Origin of the sequence: Pseudomonas rhizosphaerae (genome assembly GCF_000761155.1) — a bacterium.
GTDB classification, from domain to species: domain Bacteria; phylum Pseudomonadota; class Gammaproteobacteria; order Pseudomonadales; family Pseudomonadaceae; genus Aquipseudomonas; species Aquipseudomonas rhizosphaerae.
The window spans coordinates 3,829,883-3,850,330 of record NZ_CP009533.1 but is presented as its reverse complement, the minus strand read 5'-3'; the positions used below and the strand labels follow the sequence as shown (position 1 = coordinate 3,850,330).

The 20,448-nt window shown below is 62.0% G+C and carries 18 protein-coding genes; 3 read left to right on the top strand and 15 right to left on the bottom strand.

Translation table 11 applies throughout. From position 1 onward, the window contains the following. Positions 1 to 3 precede the first annotated feature (3 nt). The 4 genes from LT40_RS17095 to LT40_RS17080 all read right to left on the bottom strand — a co-directional run bounded on the left by LT40_RS17095 (position 4) and on the right by LT40_RS17080 (position 4,150). Positions 4 to 912: an SdiA-regulated domain-containing protein gene (locus LT40_RS17095; RefSeq protein ID WP_043192297.1), complete on the bottom strand. Its 909-nt coding sequence runs from the start codon at positions 910 to 912 to the stop codon at positions 4 to 6. Positions 913 to 1,039: 127 nt separating this feature from the next. After that, the gene (locus tag LT40_RS17090; protein ID WP_052393454.1) at positions 1,040 to 1,951 is read right to left on the bottom strand and encodes an SdiA-regulated domain-containing protein; all 912 of its coding nucleotides are present in this window, start codon (positions 1,949 to 1,951) and stop codon (positions 1,040 to 1,042) included. Positions 1,952 to 2,061: 110 nt separating this feature from the next. Continuing rightward, entirely contained in the window at positions 2,062 to 2,727 is a 666-nt protein-coding gene (locus LT40_RS17085; RefSeq protein WP_043192296.1) for a fumarylacetoacetate hydrolase family protein, read from the bottom strand. A gap of 28 nt (positions 2,728 to 2,755) precedes the next feature. Next, positions 2,756 to 4,150, bottom strand: a complete 1,395-nt coding sequence (locus LT40_RS17080) for an FAD-binding oxidoreductase (protein ID WP_043192295.1) — start codon at positions 4,148 to 4,150, stop codon at positions 2,756 to 2,758. 214 nt (positions 4,151 to 4,364) lie between these two features. Here LT40_RS17080 and serA point away from each other — a divergent pair, with 214 nt between their 5' ends. Continuing rightward, positions 4,365 to 5,594, top strand: coding sequence for a phosphoglycerate dehydrogenase (gene serA / locus LT40_RS17075; protein WP_043192294.1), 1,230 nt, complete (start codon positions 4,365 to 4,367; stop codon positions 5,592 to 5,594). 40 nt (positions 5,595 to 5,634) lie between these two features. Here serA and LT40_RS17070 read toward each other — a convergent pair whose 3' ends face one another. Continuing rightward, the gene (locus tag LT40_RS17070) at positions 5,635 to 6,270 is read right to left on the bottom strand and encodes a 2OG-Fe(II) oxygenase (protein WP_043192293.1); all 636 of its coding nucleotides are present in this window, start codon (positions 6,268 to 6,270) and stop codon (positions 5,635 to 5,637) included. A 130-nt stretch (positions 6,271 to 6,400) separates the two neighbouring features. Here LT40_RS17070 and LT40_RS17065 point away from each other — a divergent pair, with 130 nt between their 5' ends. Beyond that, the gene (locus LT40_RS17065) at positions 6,401 to 7,153 is read left to right on the top strand and encodes a DUF2059 domain-containing protein (protein WP_043192292.1); all 753 of its coding nucleotides are present in this window, start codon (positions 6,401 to 6,403) and stop codon (positions 7,151 to 7,153) included. Between the two features lie 65 nt (positions 7,154 to 7,218). Here LT40_RS17065 and bipL read toward each other — a convergent pair whose 3' ends face one another. The 8 genes from bipL to LT40_RS17025 all read right to left on the bottom strand — a co-directional run bounded on the left by bipL (position 7,219) and on the right by LT40_RS17025 (position 16,648). Further along, on the bottom strand, positions 7,219 to 8,142 hold the full coding sequence (gene bipL / locus LT40_RS17060) for a phospholipase BipL (RefSeq protein ID WP_043192291.1): 924 nt from the start codon (positions 8,140 to 8,142) through the stop codon (positions 7,219 to 7,221). A gap of 168 nt (positions 8,143 to 8,310) precedes the next feature. Next, entirely contained in the window at positions 8,311 to 9,195 is an 885-nt protein-coding gene (locus LT40_RS17055) for an ABC transporter permease subunit (RefSeq protein WP_043192290.1), read from the bottom strand. Next, the gene (locus tag LT40_RS17050; RefSeq protein WP_162473371.1) at positions 9,192 to 10,073 is read right to left on the bottom strand and encodes an ABC transporter permease subunit; all 882 of its coding nucleotides are present in this window, start codon (positions 10,071 to 10,073) and stop codon (positions 9,192 to 9,194) included. Before LT40_RS17050 ends, LT40_RS17055 begins: the two co-directional genes overlap by 4 nt. A gap of 35 nt (positions 10,074 to 10,108) precedes the next feature. Then, a complete protein-coding gene (potA, locus tag LT40_RS17045; protein WP_043192288.1) occupies positions 10,109 to 11,251 on the bottom strand; it encodes a polyamine ABC transporter ATP-binding protein in 1,143 nt (380 codons plus the stop codon). A gap of 56 nt (positions 11,252 to 11,307) precedes the next feature. Continuing rightward, a complete protein-coding gene (locus tag LT40_RS17040; RefSeq protein ID WP_043192287.1) occupies positions 11,308 to 12,402 on the bottom strand; it encodes a polyamine ABC transporter substrate-binding protein in 1,095 nt (364 codons plus the stop codon). 195 nt (positions 12,403 to 12,597) lie between these two features. Continuing rightward, entirely contained in the window at positions 12,598 to 13,695 is a 1,098-nt protein-coding gene (locus LT40_RS17035; protein WP_043192286.1) for a polyamine ABC transporter substrate-binding protein, read from the bottom strand. Positions 13,696 to 13,908: 213 nt separating this feature from the next. Further along, on the bottom strand, positions 13,909 to 15,273 hold the full coding sequence (locus tag LT40_RS17030) for an aspartate aminotransferase family protein (protein ID WP_043192285.1): 1,365 nt from the start codon (positions 15,271 to 15,273) through the stop codon (positions 13,909 to 13,911). 16 nt (positions 15,274 to 15,289) lie between these two features. Then, entirely contained in the window at positions 15,290 to 16,648 is a 1,359-nt protein-coding gene (locus LT40_RS17025) for a glutamine synthetase family protein (protein WP_043192284.1), read from the bottom strand. 569 nt (positions 16,649 to 17,217) lie between these two features. On the opposite strand from LT40_RS17025, the gene LT40_RS17020 reads away from it, so the two are divergent. Continuing rightward, entirely contained in the window at positions 17,218 to 18,594 is a 1,377-nt protein-coding gene (locus LT40_RS17020; RefSeq protein WP_043192283.1) for a glutamine synthetase family protein, read from the top strand. 252 nt (positions 18,595 to 18,846) lie between these two features. Here LT40_RS17020 and ssuB read toward each other — a convergent pair whose 3' ends face one another. Together ssuB and ssuC are read right to left on the bottom strand one after the other, a co-directional pair. Next, complete coding sequence (ssuB, locus tag LT40_RS17015; RefSeq protein WP_043192282.1) at positions 18,847 to 19,659, bottom strand: aliphatic sulfonates ABC transporter ATP-binding protein; 813 nt, start codon at positions 19,657 to 19,659, stop codon at positions 18,847 to 18,849. Further along, a complete protein-coding gene (ssuC, locus tag LT40_RS17010) occupies positions 19,656 to 20,444 on the bottom strand; it encodes an aliphatic sulfonate ABC transporter permease SsuC (protein ID WP_043192281.1) in 789 nt (262 codons plus the stop codon). The genes ssuB and ssuC overlap by 4 nt, the downstream gene beginning before the upstream one ends. Positions 20,445 to 20,448: the final 4 nt, after the last annotated feature.

Here is a 20,448-nt window from a genome sequence, read left to right as displayed (position 1 = left end):
CGCTCAGCGTTTGCGGAACACGTAGAACAGGTTCGGTTCGCTGACCATGTACAGGTTGCCATCGTCGTCCATGGCAATGCCTTCGGGTTGCGGCACGCTCTTGCTCAACCCCTGGCGACCCTTGCGCAGCGACATCGTGCTCAGGGGCCTGCCCTGCACGTCGAGTTCCAGCACCAGTAGCGACTCGTCCGAGAGCGCCAGCAGGTGGCCGCTGCGTTCGTCGTATTGCAGGCTGGAAAGATCGCGCACGAACAGCCCGGCATCGCGCCGGCGGTCCTGGGTCACCTGCACGTCCAGCGGCTTGTCGCTGACCCCGCGTGGAAAACCCTGCACCTCGTAGATCAGCATCGGGTCGCGCTCGCGGGCCACGAACAGGCGCTTGCCGGCCGAGTCGTAGGCCAGCCCTTCGAAGCCCTTGTTGCTGCGCCCGCCGAAGTTGAGGCTCAACTGTTCGGCGTCCTGTGCATCGATGATCTGCGTGCTGTCGTCGATGTTGATCTTGATCAAGCGCTGCTGGCGCTCGTCGGTGATCACGTAGACGCCGGGGCTGATGTACTCGACCGCCTCTGGGTCACCGAATCCGACCAGGGCAATGCGGCGCAGAATATTACCCTGCAGCGACAGCTCGATCAGTTCGGAACGCTGGTTGGTGACGGTAAACAGGGTCTTGCGCGACGGGTCGAAGGTCAGCGCAGAAATGTCGTCGTCCAGCCCCTCGACCACCTGCGCCTCGATGTCCACCTGATAGCTGTCCAGGTCGATCGCGCCCGGGAAGGGCCCGCCGAGCCAGCGTTCGACGTTGAAACTGGCGCGTTCGAGCCAGCGGAAGTGGTGCAGTGCAGCGAAGGCGCAGATCAGCGCGATCAGTGCCGCGATCAGCAGCAGGTGAATGGGTCGGACGAAGAAACGCATTGCGTCGGGCTCTTGAATGAAGTGTGCGCATCAAACCATTAAATGATGAAGCCAAGCTTAAGTATCTGCGGATTTATAGGTAGGAAATGTCCGTGATGGTGCGACCGCAAAATGCACTCCCGTCGGCTCACTCCTTGCGCAATACGTAGAACAGATTCGGCTCGCTCACCAGGTAGATCGTGCCCTGGTCATCGATGGTTACGCCCTCGGCGCGGGGAATGGTGTCCTTGAAGCCGTTCATGCCGCCCAGCAGTGCCATGAAGCTCAACTGCTTGCCCGCTTCGTCGTATTCCATCAGCAGGTGCGAGTCGGCTGACAGCAACAGGCGGTGACCGGTGCGCGGGTCTACCGCCAGCGCCGAAAGGTTGCGCATGTCCAGGTCAGGTGCATCGAGGCGTTGTTTCTCGCCAACAGGTTGGCCGTCGCCGCCCAACTTCACGGAAAACAATGCCGGCGGTCGTTCTTCGCCCAGCAGCAGGCGCTGGTTGCGCGGGTCCCAGGCCAGTGCCTCGAAAGCCTTGTTCTGGTCGGCCGAGGGGCCGAGGTCGAACGGTGCGAAGTCGGCGATGTTCAGCTCACGGGTGTTGGCGTCGACCTTGACCACGGTCAATTGGTGCTGACGCTCGTCGATGATCGCCAGGCGTCCATCGGCCAATACCGTGACGGCCTCTGGATTGCTCCAGCCGGTCAGCGGCATCTTGCGCAGGACGTCGCCCTGCAGGCTCAGTTCGACCAGATAGGGGTTCTTGCCCATGACCGAGAACAACGTGCGGGTGCCGGGGTGGTAAGCGATATCTGAAGCTTCGTCGTTTTCCATGCCCGGCAGCGGCTTGCCATCGATCACGGCCTTGTAATCGGGCAACCAGACGCTGGCCTTGCGCTCGGCGCCGTTCTGCGTCCATTCCTGCACCCACAGCTCGGCGCGGTCGTCCCAATGCAGGACCACCGCGACGATGTAGCCGATCAGCAGCACCAGCAAGGCCCACAGGTACCAGCGTTTGTGCAGGGGGCGGGATGAATGCAGCGCGGCGCGGACCATGGAGTACCCTTGCTGGAGACGAATTCATGCAGGCACATCCGGACGATGCACCCACTGGGGTGGGGGCATTATCCAGATCGAATGTCAAAAAAAGGTGAGGCGCCCGGCGATTACTGGACGCGGCTGGTGAAGCGGCTGACACCTGGCAGTTCCAGCACGATGTCGGCGCCGACCTCGAGCGGGCCTACCCCGGCCGGGGTGCCGGTGAGAATGACATCGCCGGCCTGCAACGAGAAACACCCGGCCATGTACTGGATCATCGGCACGATGGGGTTGAGCATCAGGCTGCTGTTGCCGTCCTGGCGCACTTCGCCATTGATGGTGAGGCGTACCGGGATGTCGGTGAGGTCGGCGAAGCTTGCGGCCGACACGAAGGGGGCGATCACCGCTGCGCCGTCGAACGACTTGGCGATTTCCCACGGCAGGCCTTTCTCGCGCAGGCGTGACTGGACGTCGCGCAGGGTCAGGTCCAGCGCCGGGGCGAAACCGGAAATGGCATCGATGACTTCTTCGGCGCTGGGCCGGGTGCTCAGGGACTTGCCCAGCAGCACGGCGATTTCGGCTTCGTAGTGCACCGCGCCGCGGTCGGTGGGAATGCTAAAGGTGTCCTGCAATGGCACCACGCAGCTGCTGGGCTTGATGAACAGCAGCGGCTCGGTGGGGATCGGGTTGTCCAGCTCCTTGGCGTGCTCGGCGTAGTTGCGGCCGATGCACACCACCTTGCCCAGCGGGAAATGGATACGGGTGCCGTCGATGTACTGGTGCTGGTAGCTCATTGCTCGAACCTCTGCTCAGATGAACGCATCAAATGGAAAAGATCTTGCCCGGGTTCATGACCCCATTGGGGTCGAACACGGCCTTCATGGCCTTCATGTATTGGATTTCGACCGGCGAACGGCTGTACTGCAGGTAGTCGCGCTTGACCATGCCCACGCCATGCTCGGCGGAGATGGAGCCGTTGTACTTGCGCACGGTTTCGAACACTTCGGTATTGACCAGCGCGCATTCGGCGAAGAACGCGTCCTTGTCCATGTGTTCGGGCTTGAGAATGTTCAAGTGCAGGTTGCCGTCGCCGATGTGGCCGTACCAGAGCACATCGAAGGCCGGGTAGCGCTCGCTGACGATGGCGTCGATTTCGCGCAGGAAGGCCGGCACCTTGGAAATGGTCACTGAGATGTCGTTCTTGTACGGCACCCAATGGGAAATGGTTTCGGAGATGTACTCGCGCAGTTTCCACAGGTTGCGCAGCTGCTGCTCGCTCTGGCTCATCACCCCATCCAGCACCCAGCCCTGCTCCACGCAATGCTCGAAGGTAGCCAGCGCGGTGTCGGCGATGTCGTCGGTGGTGGCTTCGAATTCCAGCAGGGCGTAGAACGGACAGGCCGTTTCGAACGGCGCCGGCACGTCGCCGCGGCCCAGTACCTTGGCCAAAGCCTTGTCGGAGAAGAACTCGAACGCGGTGAGGTCGAGCTTGCCCTGGAACGCATGCAGCACCGGCATGATCGCGTCGAAGTCGGCAGTGCCCAGCACCATCGCGGTGAGGTTCTTCGGCGCGCGATCCAGGCGCATGGTCGCCTCGACGATGAAGCCCAGGGTGCCCTCGGCACCGATGAACAGCTGACGCAGGTCGTAGCCGGTGGCGTTCTTGACCAGGTCCTTGTTCAGCTCCAGCAGATCGCCCTGGCCGGTGACGACCTTGAGGCCCGCCACCCAGTTGCGCGTCATGCCGTAGCGGATGACCTTGATGCCGCCGGCATTGGTGCCGATGTTGCCGCCGATCTGGCTGGATCCCGACGAGGCGAAGTCCACGGGGTAGTACAGGCCATTTTCTTCGGCCAGGTTCTGCAACTGCTTGGTGATGACGCCGGGCTGGCACACCACGGTGCGGTCGGTGGCGTTGAAGTCGAGCACCTTGTTCATGTAGTCGAACGACACCACCACTTCGCCGTTGGCCGCCACGGCCGCCGCCGACAGGCCGGTGCGGCCGCCGGAGGGCACCAGTGCGACCTGGCGCTGGTTGGCCCAGCGGACGATGGCCTGGACCTGTTCGGTGGTCTTGGGAAAGGCGATGGCGCTGGGGGCCGGGGCGTACTGTTTGGTCCAGTCCTTGCCGTAGGTGTCGAGGGAGGCGGCATCGGTGAGGACCTTGCCGGGCTCGAGCAGGGTCTTGAGTTCATCGATCAGGGCGTGGCTGTTCATGGACGCGGCTCTGCAAGTGAAGGATTCACGAATCGAGCGGTTTGCGGCACGTTGAACCGCGAACCATTCATAGTCACCCTGAGAACGGCTCATGACCCAGGATGGGCGTACGACAGGGAGGCTATGCTAGCATACGCACCCCGCCAATCGAGCTCTGGCCCGGTGCGCGCCGCTTCACTTCCTGCCATTTTTTTCGGGACACAGGTTTACGCAGATGAGCAAGACTTCCCTCGACAAGAGCAAGATCAAGTTCCTTCTTCTCGAAGGTGTCCACCAATCCGCCGTGGACGTCCTCAAGGCTGCCGGCTACACCAGCATCGAGTACCACACCAAGTCCCTGCCCGAAGCCGAGCTCAAGGAAAAGATCGCCGACGCGCACTTCATCGGCATTCGCTCACGCACCCAGCTGACCGAAGAGCTGTTCGACTGCGCGAAGAAACTGGTGGCCGTGGGCTGCTTCTGCATCGGCACCAACCAGGTCGACCTGGCCGCCGCCCGCGAGCGCGGCATTGCGGTGTTCAACGCGCCCTACTCCAACACCCGTTCCGTGGCCGAGCTGGTACTGGCCGAGGCCATCCTGCTGCTGCGCGGCATCCCCGAGAAGAACGCGTCCTGCCACCGTGGCGGCTGGATCAAAAGCGCGGCGAACTCCTTCGAGATCCGCGGCAAGAAACTGGGCATCGTCGGCTATGGCTCGATCGGCACCCAGCTGTCGGTGCTGGCCGAAGGCCTGGGCATGCAGGTGTATTTCTACGATACCGTGACCAAGCTGCCGCTGGGCAACGCTACCCAGGTCGCCAGCCTGACCGAGCTGTTGGGCATGAGCGACATCGTCACCCTGCACGTGCCTGAAACCGCCGCCACCCAGTGGATGATCGGCGAGAAGGAAATCCGCGCCATCAAGAAGGGCGGTATCCTCATCAACGCCGCGCGCGGCACCGTGGTCGAGCTCGACGCACTGGCCGAGGCGATCAAGGACAAGCACCTGATCGGCGCTGCCATCGACGTGTTCCCGGTCGAGCCACGCTCCAACGACGACATCTTCGAAAGCCCGCTGCGTGGCCTGGACAACGTCATCCTGACCCCGCACATCGGTGGTTCCACCGCCGAAGCACAGGCCAACATCGGCCTGGAAGTGGCCGAGAAGCTGGTCAAGTACAGCGACAACGGCACCTCGGTGTCGTCGGTCAACTTCCCGGAAGTGGCCTTGCCGGCCCACCCTGGCAAGCACCGCCTGCTGCACATCCACGAGAACGTGCCAGGCGTGATGATGGAGATCAACAAGGTCTTCGCCGAGAACGCCATCAACATCTCCGGCCAGTTCCTGCAGACCAATGAAAAGGTCGGCTACGTGGTGATCGACGTCGACGCCGAATACTCGGACCTGGCGCAGGAGAAGCTGCAACAGGTCAACGGGACCATTCGCTGCCGCGTACTGTTCTAAAAGCGGCCGGATTGCGGTGTGCCTGGCACACCGCAGTGCTTCAGAACGGCTCGTTGCCGCGACGGCGAAACCAGCCTGTCAGCGACAGCCGGTTGCGCTGCGCCGGCATCACCTCGTGCGGGACCTCTCCCGACAGAAACACCACCAGCGTGCCACCCATCGGCTGCACGTCGTACGCCGTGTCGCCTTGCAGGTACATGCGCAACTGTCCCCCATCCTCTTCGCTCCAGTCCGCATCGTTCAGGTACAGCACCGCTGAAACCATGCGCCGGTCATCGTCGCGAAAGCGGTCCAGGTGGCGCAGGTAAACGCTGCCCGGCGGGTACAGGGCAAAGTGGCATTCGAAGTCTTCCAGCCCCAGGAACAGGCCGCGATTCAGGGCCTCGCGCAGGCTGTCCATGATCGTCATGTAGCGATCGCACGAGGCCGCTTCGCCCGTTTCGATCCATTGGATGCGATCACCGCGAATGCCTTCGCGAATTTCTTGGGACGGGCCGCGCCCGACAGCCGCTGGCGCCAGTTCACCCTGGGCATGACGCAAACGGCACTCGGCGGCCAGCGCCAGGGTCAGATCCTGGGGCACGAAGAGTTCCTGCTGCGACCAGCCGTGTTCGGCCAGGTCGTCGACGATGCGCAGCAGCAGTGGATGGTCAGAAGGTATTGGCATGCCCGGCATAGTATCCATACGCCCGCAAAACCGACAGAGGCTTGCACAGTGTCGACGCATCCAAGCGCGATGCCTGTGTCACTTCTCGACAAAGCCAGGCAATGCCACGGACAATGGCCCCTTGCCGACAGGAGTCCCTATGCGCCGCGTCCTTGTGTTCTTGATGATGTTCAGTACGACGCCCGCCTGGGCCGACGACCACGACCAGCTGTACAAGGCCGCTGGCTGGCCTGAACAAAGGGCACATTTCAGCGATGCCCTCAAGGCGGCCCAGCAGCGTTACCAGAGCAGCCTGCCACCGGCGGTGTTCCAGGCACTGGTGAGCAACAGCGACCAACGCTTCGCGGCCCAGGCCATGGACCAGCGTGCCGAGGCGCGGCTGCGTCAGGGTCTGGCCGACCCCAAGCCGGCCCTCGCTTTCTTCGAGTCGCCCTTGGGCCGCAAGATCGTCGCCGCCGAACTACTGGCGACTCGCAGCGATCAACTGGCCAAGAACGCTCAGGGTCTGCCGAAACTGCAGGTGGAGTCCACGCGCGCATTGTTGATCGGCCACTTGGCGCAGGCACTGCCTGCCCGCCAGGCCGGTGCGGAGGTCAGCCTGGCGATCGCCGGGGTGGCCGCCGACAGCCTCAGTTCGATGATTCCCGGGCTGCTCGGCGGTGGACAGGCGGCTGGCTTGCTCGACGGTCAGCGCGAGCGGCTGCAGCAGCAGATCGCCATCGATTTGAACAACACGCTGTTGTACGTGTACCGCGAACTCTCCGATCCTCAACTGGAAGAGTTCGTCGGCTTCGCCGAGTCTGCCGCTGGACAGGCTTATTATCAGGCGGCCTTGGAAGCGGTGCGTGCGGGGCTGGCGGTTGGACAGCCCCAGGACAGAGCCGGGAATTGAGTCGCCCCTTTCGCGGCCAGTACCCCCTGTGGGAGCGGTCAGTGGCCGCGAATGGAACGACTCGGTTACAGATGCTGGTCAAAAAACCCGAAACACTGCGCCCGAATGGCCGGTAGCTCATTGACCAGGTGATGCCTGGCCCCCGCCACCTGCAACACCCGCACGTCGGCGAACTTGGCTCGCAGCACCTTGAGGTTGTGGTGCCAGTCCACGGTGTCGTCGTCATCGCCCTGCACGATCAGCACCGTCCGCGGACTGCGCGGCGCGGCTTCGATGTGCTGCACCCACTGCACCAGCGCACCCACCCACGCCGTCGGCAGGCGCCGCGGCTGCAGTGGATCGGCTTGCAGAAAGGGCATGAAATCCGGGTCGTTGGTATTAGCGCTGAAGCGCCGGGCAATACCGCTGACGAAGGGTTTGAGCACCCGATAGCTGAGCTTTGACACGCCCCACGCGGAGGGTCGCACCAGCGGCGCCATCAACAGGACCCGTCCTTGCGCCGGCGATTGCTCGCCGTGGTGCAGCAAGTGGTCGACGATGATTGCGCCGCCCGTGCTCTGGCCCAGCAAATGCCACGGTTGGGGCAACTGCAGCAGGCTCGCCTCGGCGAACAAGCCGTCGAGGGTGGCCTGATAGTCGGCAAAGTTATGGATGCTGGCCCGTTCGCCACTGGACAGGCCATGGCCCGGCAGGTCGCAGGAAATGACGGCGAAGTTTCGTTCCATGGCCCACTGCACCGCGTGTCGATACAGCCCCATGTGATCATAGAAGCCGTGCATCACGAAGAGCGTGGCGACAGCTCGTTGCGGTATCCATACCTGGGCGACGAGGTCGAAACCGGCTGCCGAGAAGCGGCCCAGCCAGCTTTGCGCGGGCAGGTCGAGCTGGTAGAAGCGTCGGTAGGCCTGGGCTTCGGCGGACAGCGGCTGCCGTGCGTTTAGAGGTAGCAGAGAAGTACGTAGTGTGTCGGGCTGGAATGCAGGGGACATGGATGATTATTCCAAGGCAATACGTGTGCTGACTGTGCGGGCCTCTTCGCGGGCAGAGACCCGCTCCCACAATAAACCTGCATCGTACTTGTGGGAGCGGGGCGGGCGGCGAGCCCTCTGCCCGCGAAGAGGCCCTCGAGGGCGCTGAAGATCCAGCGCCCTACCCCATCAAACCGACGCCACCGGCCGCTGTGCCGTGGGCTGCTGCCAGGCGTTCGCCGCGCTTTCCTCGATGGCTTGCTGGATCGCCTTGCGGCGACGTTCCTCGGCCCGCCGACCGAAGTACCAGACCAGGAACGTCACCAACGAAACCGCCAGCAGGATCAGGCTGGCCACCGCGTTGATCTCGGGCTTCACGCCCAGGCGCACGGCCGAGAACACTTCCATCGGCAGGGTCGTGGAGCCGGGTCCGGAAACGAAGCTGGCCAGCACCAGGTCATCCAGCGACAGCGCGAAAGACATCATCCCGCCCGCTGCCAGCGATGGCGCGATCATTGGAATGGTGATCAGGAAGAACACCTTCCACGGCCGCGCACCGAGGTCCATGGCGGCCTCTTCGATCGACAGGTCCAGTTCACGCAGCCGCGAGGACACCACCACCGCCACGTACGAGGCGCAGAAGGTGGTGTGGGCGATCCAGATCGTGGCGATGCCGCGTTCCTGCGGCCAGCCGATCACTTGGGCCATGGCCACGAACAGCAGCAGCAACGACAGGCCGGTGATCACCTCGGGCATCACCAGCGGCGCCGTCACCAGGCCGCCGAACATCGTGCGCCCCTTGAAGCGGCTGATGCGCGTCAGCACGAACGCTGCCATGGTCCCCAGCGCAACGGCCGCCACCGCCGTGTAGCAGGCGATTTCCAGCGAGCGCATCACTGCGCCCATCAGTTGATCGTTGTCCAGCAGGCCGACGTACCACTGCACCGACCAGCCGCCCCACACCGTCACCAGGCGCGAGGCGTTGAACGAGTAGATCACCAGGATCAGCATCGGGGCATAGATGAAGACAAGCCCCAGGATCAGGATCAGTTTGGAGAACCCGAAACGCTTCATGGCTTGCCCTCCAGCTCTTTGGCCTGGCTGCGATTGAACAGCACGATGGGCACGATCAGAATCGCCAGCATCAGCACCGCCAGCGCCGAAGCAACGGGCCAGTCGCGGTTGTTGAAGAACTCCTGCCACAACACCCGGCCGATCATCAGGGTTTCCGGGCCACCGAGCAGCTCGGGAATCACGAACTCGCCGACTACCGGAATGAACACCAGCATGCAGCCGGCGATGATGCCGTTCTTGGACAGCGGCACGGTGATCTTCCAGAAGCTGTTGAAGGTGCTCGAACCCAGGTCGGAGGCCGCTTCCAGCAGGCTGTTGTCATGCTTCACCAAGTTGGCGAACAACGGCAGGATCATGAACGGCAGGTACGCATAGACCACGCCGATGTACACCGCCAGGTTGGTGTTGAGGATCTGCAACGGTTGATCGATCACGCCCAGCCACATCAGGAAAGCGTTGAGCAAACCGTTGTTGCTCAGGATGCCCATCCAGGCGTACACGCGGATCAGGATAGCAGTCCAGGTCGGCATCATGATCAGCAGCAACAGTACGGTCTGCAGGTCCTTGCGCGCCTTGCTGATGGCGTAGGCCATGGGATAGCCGACCAACAGGCAGATCAGCGTGCTGAAGAAGGCCATCTTCAACGAGCCCAGGTAGGCCGAGATGTACAGGTCGTCTTCGGTGAGCAGCGCGTAGTTGGCGAAATTGAGGATCAGCTCGAACTTCTGTTCGGCGTAGCTCCAGATTTCGGTGTACGGCGGAATGGCCACGTCGGCTTCGGCGAAGCTGATCTTGAGAACGATGAAAAACGGCAGCATGAAGAACAGGAACAACCACAGGAACGGCACGCCGATGACCATCTGGCGCCCATCGGGGATGATCCGCTTGAGCTTGCGTTTGATCTTGCGCAGCTTCATGAGCGCAGTACCACGCCGCTGTCGTCTTCCCACCAGACGAATACTTCGTCGTCCCAGGTCGGCCGGGCGTTGCGGCGCTCGGCGTTGGCCACGAACGATTGCACCAGCTTGCCGCACGGCAACTGCACGTGGAACACCGAATGACCGCCCAGGTAGGCGATGTCATGGACCTTGCCACGCGACCAGTTGTGCTCGCTGGTGGGCTGCTCGGTGGTCACCAGCATCTTTTCCGGGCGAATGGCGTAGGTCACGTTCTTGTCTTCGGCAGCGGTACTCACGCCATGGCCGACATAGATGCTGCGTTCCAGCTCCGGGCTGCTGATCAGCGCGTAGCCTTCCATGTCCTCGACCACCTGGCCTTCGAACAGGTTGACGTTGCCGATGAACTCGCACACCAGGCGGCTGGTGGGGGTTTCGTAGATGTCGATCGGGCTGCCGATCTGGGCGATCCAGCCCAGGTGCATGATGGCGATGCGCTGGGCCATGGTCATGGCCTCTTCCTGGTCGTGGGTCACCATCACACAGGTCACACCGACCCGCTCGATGATCTCCACCAGCTCCAGTTGCATCTGCGAGCGCAGCTTCTTGTCCAGCGCCCCCATCGGCTCGTCGAGCAGCAACAGCTTGGGTTTCTTTGCCAGCGAGCGAGCCAGCGCAACGCGCTGACGCTGGCCACCGGACAATTGATGGGGCTTGCGCTTGCCGTACTGGGTCATCTGCACCAGCTTGAGCATTTCCGCCACGCGCGCATCGATCTCGGCCGCCGGCAGTTTGTCCTGCTTGAGGCCGAAGGCGATGTTCTGCGCGACCGTCATGTGCGGGAACAACGCATAGGACTGGAACATCATGTTGATCGGCCGCTCGTAGGGCGGCATGTCGGTGATGTCCACGCCATCGAGGAAGATACGCCCCTCGGTCGGCCGTTCGAAGCCTGCTAGCATGCGCAGCAAGGTGGACTTGCCGGAACCCGACCCGCCCAGCAAGGCGAAGATCTCGCCCTGGTTGATTTCCAGCGACACGTCGTCCACGGCCACCGTTTCGTCGAATTTCTTGGTGACCTTTTCGATCCGCACCAGCACCTTCTTCGGTTGCTGGCTGCCTTCGAGGGCTTTTTTGTAGGCGCTGGAGGCAACAGCCATTCACGAAACTCCCAAACATGAGTGGGGGCGGCTCTGGATCGGGCCGCCCCGAGTATTTATTTGCCCGACTTGACCTTGGTCCAGCTGCGCGTCATCAAGCGCTGCACCTTGGGCGGCAGCTCGACGTTGACGTACAGCTTGTCCTGTATGGCCTGTGGCGGATACACCGCCTCGTCGTTGCGTACGTCCTGGTCCATGAATTCGCCGGACTTGAGATTGGGGTTGGCATAGCCCACGTAGTCGCTGACCTTGGCGATCACTTCAGGTTTCAACAGATAGTCGATGAACGCCAGGCCGTGCTTGGCATCCGGCGCATCGGCAGGGATGGCCAGCATGTCGAACCACAGGTTGCCGCCTTCCTTGGGAATCGAATAGGCCAATTGGATGCCCTTGCCCGCTTCCTCGGCACGCGCCTTGGCCTGGAATATGTCGCCGGAGTAACCCACGGCCACACAGATGTTGCCATTGGCCAGGTCGCTGATGTACTTGGAAGAATGGAAGTAGGTCACGTAGGGACGGACCTTGAGCAGCTTCGCTTCGGCTTGCTTGTAGAGTTTTTCGTCGGTGGTGTTGGGGTCCAGGCCCATGTAGTTGAGCACGGCCGGAAACATCTCGTCGGGCGAGTCGAGGAAGGCGACGCCGCACTTGGACAGTTTCTTGATGTTTTCGGGCTCGAACACCATGGCCCAGGAGTCGATCTTGTCGACGCCCAGCACGGCCTTGATCTTGTCGACGTTGTAACCGATGCCATTGGTGCCCCATAGATAGGGTACGGCGTACTGGTTACCCGGATCGTTCTTTTCCAGGCGCTTGAGCAGCACCGGGTCCAGGTTCGAATAATTGGACAGCTGACTCTTGTCCAGCTTCTGGAAAGCGCCGGCCTTGATCTGCTTGCCCAGGAAATGGTTGGACGGCACCACCACGTCGTAGCCGGTATGGCCGGCCAGCAACTTGCCTTCCAGGGTTTCGTTGGAATCGAAGACGTCGTAGACCGGCTTGATACCGCTGGCCGCTTCGAAATCCGCCAGGGTGCTTTCGCCGATGTAGTCGGACCAGTTGTAGATGTGCACGGTGCCTGCCGCTTGGGCATTGAGCGCCAGGGTCAGACCCGCACCGATCAGCATGGCCTTGCGAAACAAAGAGTGTGACAAGTGGAGGTCCTCTCAAGCGTTTGTTCTATAAGACAAACCGGCGCGCAACTTACAGCCCATGCGCGCACGCCGCAATTGCTGATTCACCTGGGCCGAGATCGAGTTGCGCCCTTCGCGGCCACGGACCGCTCCTACAGATACCCTGTGGGAGCGGTCGGTGGCCGCGAACGGCGCAACACGACACTTCAAGCAAACTTACTTGCCCGACTTAATCTTGGTCCAGCTGCGCGTCATGATGCGCTGCGTTGCCGCAGGCAGGTCGGCGATGGCGTACAGCTTGGCTTGCACATCGGCCGGTGGATAGATGCCTGGGTCGCCGCTGATGGCTTTATCCACCAGTGCCGTTGCAGCCTGGTTACCGTTGGGAAATTGCACGCTGTTAGTGATCTCGGCCATGACTTCCGGCTTCATCAGGAAGGTCATGAACTTGTAGGCACCTTCGACGTTTTCGGCATCCTTGGGAATGGCGACCATGTCGAAGAAGCTGCCAGCGCCTTCCTTGGGAATGTTGTAGCTGACCTTGACCTTGCCACCGGCCTCTTCGGCGCGGGACTTGGCCTGGTAGATGTCACCCGAGTAACCCACGGCCACGCAGATGTTGCCGTTGGCCAGGTCGGAGATGTACTTGGACGAGTGGAAGTAACCGATCGATGGACGCACCTTGAGGAACAGCGCCTCGGCTTCGGCGAGCTGCTTCTTGTCTTGCGAATCGGTCGGGTAGCCCAGGTAATGCAGGGCGATCGGCAGCATTTCGGTTGGCGAATCGAGGAAGCTGATGCCGCACGACTTCAGCTTGGCGGCGTTTTCCGGCTTGAACAGCAGGTCCCAGCTGTTGGTCGGCGCGTCGGCGCCCAGTGCTGCCTTGACCTTGTCGGCATTGAAGCCGATGCCGATCGAGCCCCACATGTACGGGAAGGCGTGCTTGTTGTCCGGGTCGCTCACCGACACGGCCTTGAGCAGCGATTCGTTGAGGTTCTTCCAGTTCGGCAGCTTGGAGCGATCCAGTTCCTGGTAAACGCCGGCCTTGATCTGCTTGGCCAGGAAGTTGTTGGAAGGCACGACGACATCGTAGCCGGACTTGCCGGCCAACAGCTTGGCTTCCAGGGTTTCGTTGCTGTCGAATACGTCGTAGACGACCTTGATCCCCGACTCCGCCTCGAACTGCTTGACCGTGTCCGGTGCGATGTAGTCCGACCAGTTGTACACATGCAGCACCTTGTCGTCTGCCTGTGCAGCACTGGCCATCGCCCCCATCAGGGCTGCGGCGAGGAGGGTCTTGCCAAATATCTTCATGCGTTGAGCTCCTAAATGTTCTTGGTCTTAACCTGATGCCAATAGTGATCGAGACGACGGGCCTTGCGAATCCGTAGGAGCGGTCATCGGCCGCGAAGAAATCACTGCGGTATCCGTTGATACCGCGTCGCGGCTTTCGCGGCCGATGACCGCTCCCACGGGAGCCCGCCGCATTTCGCGTACCGATGCTCCCGACGGGAGCAAGCCTAGCATTTAGCCACCTAGCGCTTCGAGTGTCAGGTCCAGGCAAAGGCGTGCCTTGCTCACCAGTTCGTCGATCTCGGCATGGCTGATGACCAACGGCGGAGCGATGATCATGGTGTCACCGACCGCGCGCATGATCAGCCCGTTGTCGAAACAGAACTGCCGACAGATCATGCCGGCGCCACGGCCTTCGTGGCGCCTGCGGGTAGCCTTGTCCTTGACCAGTTCGATTGCCCCGAGCATGCCCAGGCCGCGCACCTCACCCACCAGCGGGTGGTCTTGCAGCTCCCGCAGACGCTTTTGCAAATACGGTGCCGCCTCGGTGCGAACGTTATCGACGATGTGCTCGTCGCGCAGGATACGCAGGTTTTCCAGCCCCACTGCCGCCGCTACCGGATGCCCGGAATAGGTGAAGCCATGGTTGAAGTCGCCGCCCTGGTTGATCACCTGCACGACTTCGTCGCGCACGATCACTCCACCCATGGGGATGTAGCCGCTGGTGAGGCCCTTGGCGATGGTCATCAGGTCGGGCGCCAGGTCGTAGTAGTCGCTGCCGAACCAGTGGCCGGTACGGCCGAAGCCACAGATCACTTCATCGGCGACGAACAGGATGTCGTAGCGCGCCAGCACTTCCTTGACCTTCGGCCAGTAGCTTTCGGGCGGAATGATCACCCCGCCGGCGCCCTGGATCGGCTCGGCGATGAACGCCGCGACGTTGTCTTCGCCCACTTCCAGGATCTTCTTTTCCAGCTCCTCGGCGGCCCAGACACCGAACTCGTCGGGGGTCATGTCGCCGCCCTCGCCAAACCAGTACGGCTGAGCAATGTGCACAATGCCGGGAATCGGCAGGTCGCCCTGCTCGTGCATGCCCGACATGCCGCCCAGGCTGGCACCGGCCACGGTGGAGCCGTGGTAGCCATTGACGCGGCTGATGATGACCTTCTTCTCGGGCTTGCCCTTGAGCGCCCAGTAATGGCGCACCAGGCGCAGCACGGTGTCGTTACCTTCGGAGCCCGAACCGGTGAAGAACACATGGTTCATGCCCGCCGGCGCCAGGTCGGCAATGGCCTTGGCCAGTTCCAGCGCAGGCGGGTGGGCGGTCTGGAAAAACAGATTGTAATAAGGCAGCTCGCGCATCTGCGTGCTGGCGGCCTGCACCAGCTCTTCGCGACCGTAGCCGATGGCCACGCACCACAGGCCCGCCATGCCGTCGAGGATCTTGTGCCCTTCGCTGTCCCACAGGTATACGCCGTCGGCCTTGGTGATGATCCGCGGACCCTTGTTCTTGAGCTGCGTGTAATCGCTGAAAGGCGCCAGGTGATGGGCGCTGCTCAAGTCCTGCCAATGCTGGGTCTGGGGGTTGTTGTTGCTCATCTGTTACTCCTTTTTCTCACACCGCGAACAGCAGGAACTCACGTTCCCATGAGCTGATCACGCGCTTGAAGTTCTCGTGTTCGGCGCGCTTGACCGCGACATAGCCGACGACGAATTTCTTGCCCAGGTATTTCTCCACCGTCTTGCAGTTTTCCATGCGCTCCAGCGCATCTTCGATGGTCAACGGCAGGCGCAGATTGCGACGTTCGTAGCCACGGCCCTGGACCGGCGCGCTCGGGTTCAAGCCCTCGACCATGCCGATGTAGCCGCACAGCAGGCTGGCTGCGATGGCCAGGTACGGGTTGGCATCGGCGCCCGGCAGGCGGTTCTCGACCCGCCGGTTCTGCGGCGTGGCATCGGGCACGCGCAGGCCCACGGTGCGGTTTTCCTCACCCCACTCGACGTTGACCGGCGCCGAGGTGTCGGGCAGGAAGCGGCGGAACGAATTGACGTTGGGGGCGAACAGCGGCAGCAGTTCGGGAATGAATTTCTGCAGGCCGCCGACGTGGTGCAGGAACAGCTGGCTCATGGAGCCATCTTCGTTGGCGAAGATGTTCTTGCCGGTGGCCGAATCGACGATGCTCTGGTGCAAGTGCATGGCACTGCCCGGCTCGCCGGTCATGGGCTTGGCCATGAACGTCGCGGCTACGTTGTGCTTGAGTGCGGCCTCGCGCATGGTGCGTTTGAACACCAGGATCTGGTCGGCCAGGTGCAGGGCATTGCCGTGCCGGAAATTGATTTCCATCTGCGCCGTGCCGTCTTCGTGGATCAGCGTGTCGAGGTCCAGGTTCTGTGCTTCGCACCAGTCGTAGACGTCTTCGAACAGCGGATCGAACTCGTTCGCCGCCTCGATGGAAAACGACTGCCGGCCGGTTTCCGGACGCCCGGAGCGGCCAATCGGCGGCTGCAGCGGAAAGTCCGGGTCTTCGCAGCGCTTGGTCAGGTAGAACTCCATCTCCGGCGCCACGATGGGCTGCCAGCCCTTGTCCGCGTACAGCTTCAAGACCTTCTTGAGCACGTTGCGCGGCGACAGCTCGATGGGGTTGCCCTGCTTGTCGTAGGTGTCGTGAATGACCTGCGCCGTAGGTTCGATGGCCCAGGGAACGAGAAACACCGCGTTCTCGTCGGGACGGCAGATCATGTCGATGTCGGCGGGGTCGAGCAACTCGTAGTAGATGTCGTCTTCTACATAGTCGCCGGTCACAGTTTGCAATAGAACACTTTCCGGCAGGCGCATGCCCTTTTCGGCGATGAACTTGTTGGTCGGAGAGATCTTGCCGCGGGTGATGCCGGTGAGGTCGGCGATCAGGCATTCGACTTCGGTGATCTTGTGATCTTTCAACCAATCGGTGAGCTGGTCGAGGTTGGGACTCATAAATACCTCAGGAGGCCATTAACCTGGCTCGCGGCGAGCCGGGCACTTGTGACGCGTGGGCGTCGTTGGGAAAGCGTTCATGCGAGGGCACCACGATGCCCGCCCGGCTTTTCGATACCTGGCCGGAGCATCTGGCTCAGGGTAGCGGTTTCAGGCGGCAGGCAGTACACGATGGGCAAAAAAACAGAGACGCAACGCCGTGGGCTGTCAATTATTCTGGCCGCCGGCGAGCGGTGGCTGCAGTGACTGATAACAGATAATGGCAGGCGTGCCATGCTTCACCCTCGGTATTATTGAAATGACGGGTTGAAAATGAGCTTAGCCTTGTTCATTTTTTTCCACAACTGGCGACCTGCAAACTTCATCGCGCACTTTCAGGGCAGTTGCAAAGTGCTGCGATTACCGGTCACGCGCGCCCTGATATGCAGCAAAAAAGGCTCAACAGCGCCCTTTCAGGGCAAAACCGGGCTCGCTTGACTTCATGTGGGCTTTCGGATTGACTGAAACCTGCTCAACCCAATGATTGATATTTTTAACAACGATATTTTTAACAACAAAGGTGTTGCATCATGTCGGTACCCCCGCGTGCCGTTCAGCTTAACGAAGCGAACGCATTCCTTAAGGAACATCCTGAGGTTCTGTACGTCGACCTTCTGATTGCAGATATGAATGGTGTGGTGCGCGGCAAGCGCATCGAACGCACCAGCCTCCACAAGGTTTACGAGAAAGGCATCAACCTGCCTGCCTCGCTGTTTGCCCTGGACATCAACGGTTCCACCGTGGAAAGCACCGGCCTTGGCCTGGACATCGGCGACGCCGATCGTATCTGCTATCCCATCCCCGACACCCTGTGCAACGAGCCTTGGCAGAAGCGCCCTACCGCGCAACTGCTGATGACCATGCACGAACTCGAAGGCGAGCCGTTCTTCGCCGACCCGCGCGAGGTGCTGCGCCAGGTCGTCGAGAAATTCGACGCCATGGGCCTGACCATCTGCGCTGCCTTCGAGCTGGAGTTCTACCTGATCGACCAGGAGAACGTAAACGGTCGACCACAACCACCGCGCTCGCCGATCTCCGGCAAGCGTCCGCATTCGACCCAGGTGTATCTGATCGACGACCTGGACGAGTACGTGGACTGCCTGCAGGACATCCTCGAAGGGGCGAAGGAACAAGGCATTCCAGCCGACGCCATCGTCAAGGAAAGTGCGCCGGCGCAGTTCGAGGTCAACCTGCACCACGTCGCCGATGCCATGAAGGCTTGCGACTATGCAGTGCTGCTCAAGCGTCTGATCAAGAACATCGCCTACGACCATGAGATGGACACCACGTTCATGGCCAAGCCCTACCCGGGCCAGGCGGGCAACGGTTTGCACGTGCACATCTCGATCCTCGACAAGGACGGCAAGAACATCTTCACCAGTGAGGATCCCGAGCAGAACGCCGCATTGCGTCACGCGATCGGCGGTGTGCTCGAGACCCTGCCCGCGTCGATGGCGTTCCTGTGCCCGAACGTCAATTCGTACCGCCGCTTCGGTGCTCAGTTCTACGTGCCAAACTCCCCATGCTGGGGCCTGGACAACCGTACCGTGGCCCTGCGCGTGCCTACTGGCACACCGGATGCGGTGCGCCTTGAGCATCGAGTGGCCGGTGCCGACGCCAACCCCTACCTGCTGATGGCTGCGGTGCTGGCCGGCGTGCACCATGGCCTGACCAACCAGGTCGAGCCCAACGAACCGGTGACGGGCAACTCCTACGAGCAGAACGAGCAGAGCCTGCCGACCAACCTGCGCGATGCCCTGCGCCTGCTGGACGACAGCGAGGTGCTGGCCAAGTACATCGATCCGAAATACATCGATATCTTCGTGGCCTGCAAGGAAAGCGAGCTGGAAGAATTCGAGCATTCCATCTCGGATTTGGAATACAACTGGTATTTGCACACCGTATAACGGCTAGGCGTTGCGCTTGGATTGCGGTGCGGCAGGTAGACCGCGTCGTCCTCGGACGCGGCTCGCGCCGCTGCTACAGGGGTCCCCCGTGTCTTCTGGACTGCGGTGCGGCAGGTACACCGCATCGCACCCGGACGCGGCTCACGCCGCTGCTACAGGGTGCCACCGTATCGTTTAGGTATGCAGTCCCTGTAGCAGCGGCGCGAGCCGCGTCGGCGGTACGTGCGGACTACCTGACGTACCGCGTCCGGTTCAACGCGCCCAGCGCAATTGGGTCGGCAATGGCGATGGGGGCTCTGGCTCCGGTGGATTGACCGGTAACGCCAACACCCGGTTGAGCACCTCGGTTTCCAGCGCCGCCAGGCGATGTGAACCACGGGCCCGCGGCCGCGGCAGCTCGACGGCCAGGTCCAGACCGATACGCCCCTCCTCGATCAGAATCACCCGATCGGCAATCGCCACGGCTTCGGACACATCATGGGTCACCAGCAACACGGTGAAGCCATGCTTGCGCCACAAGCTCTCGATCAACTGCTGCATTTCGATGCGCGTCAGTGCATCCAGCGCACCCAACGGCTCATCCAGCAGCAACAGCCGCGGCTTGTGGATCAATGCCCGCGCCAAGGCCACACGCTGCTTCTGCCCGCCCGACAACGCCGCCGGCCATTCATTGGCACGTTCGGCCAACCCCACCGCTTCCAGCGCCTGCAAGGCCTGCTCGCGCCAATTGCCGGAAAGCCCCAGGCCAACGTTGTCGATGACCCGCTTCCACGGCAGCAACCGGGCCTCCTGAAACATCAGCCGAGTATCGTTGCGCGCATCGCTAAGCGGCCCCGTGCCGGCCAGCAACTGGCCACTGGTAGGCTGGTCGAGGGCCGCCAGCAGGCGCAGCAGGGTGCTTTTGCCGCACCCACTGCGGCCGACGATGGCCACGAACTGCCCGGCCGGAATGTTCAGGTCGATGTCGCGCAGCACCTCGCGCTCGCCGAAGGTCTTGCGCAACTGGCGGACCGCCAGGGGAATCCCGCGCCGCAGGTTCTGCGGCTGCTCCTTGAGAACGGTCATGCCGCACCTCCCTTGCTTTGATAGGCCGGATGCCAGCGCAACCACACTCGCTCCAGCCCCCGTGCCGCGAGATCGGCCAGCTTGCCGAGAATCGCATAGAGCACGATGGCCAGCACCACCACATCGGTCTGCAGGAATTCACGCGCGTTCATGGCCAGGTAGCCGATACCCGAACTGGCGGAAATGGTTTCCGCGACGATCAGCGTCAGCCACATCAGACCCAGGGCGAAACGCACGCCAACCAGAATGGAGGGCAAGGCCCCGGGCAGGATCACTTGCCAGAACAGGCGAAACCCTGACAGGCCATAGCTGCGTGCCATTTCCACCAATGCGGGGTCGGCGTTCTTGATGCCGTGGTAGGTGTTCAGGTAGATCGGGAACAGCGTGCCCAAAGCCACCAGAAAGATCTTTGCCGACTCGTCGATGCCGAACCACAGGATCACCAGCGGAATCAGCGCCAGGTGCGGCACGTTGCGGATCATCTGCACGGAAGTGTCGAGCAGCCGCTCGCCCCAGCGCGACAGGCCGCTGATCAGCCCCAACACCAGGCCGATGCCGCCACCGATGGCAAAGCCGATGCCGGCGCGCCAGCCACTGATGGCCAGATGCGTCCAGATCTCCCCGGACTTGAACAACGCGACACCCGCTTCGAGCACCGCGCTGGGTGCCGGAAGGATACGCGTCGACAGCCAGCCGACGCTGACCGACAGCTGCCAGATCAGCAGCAGGCCGACCGGCAGCGCCCAAGGCGCCAACCGGTGGATGATTCTAGTCGATGTACTCATGGCA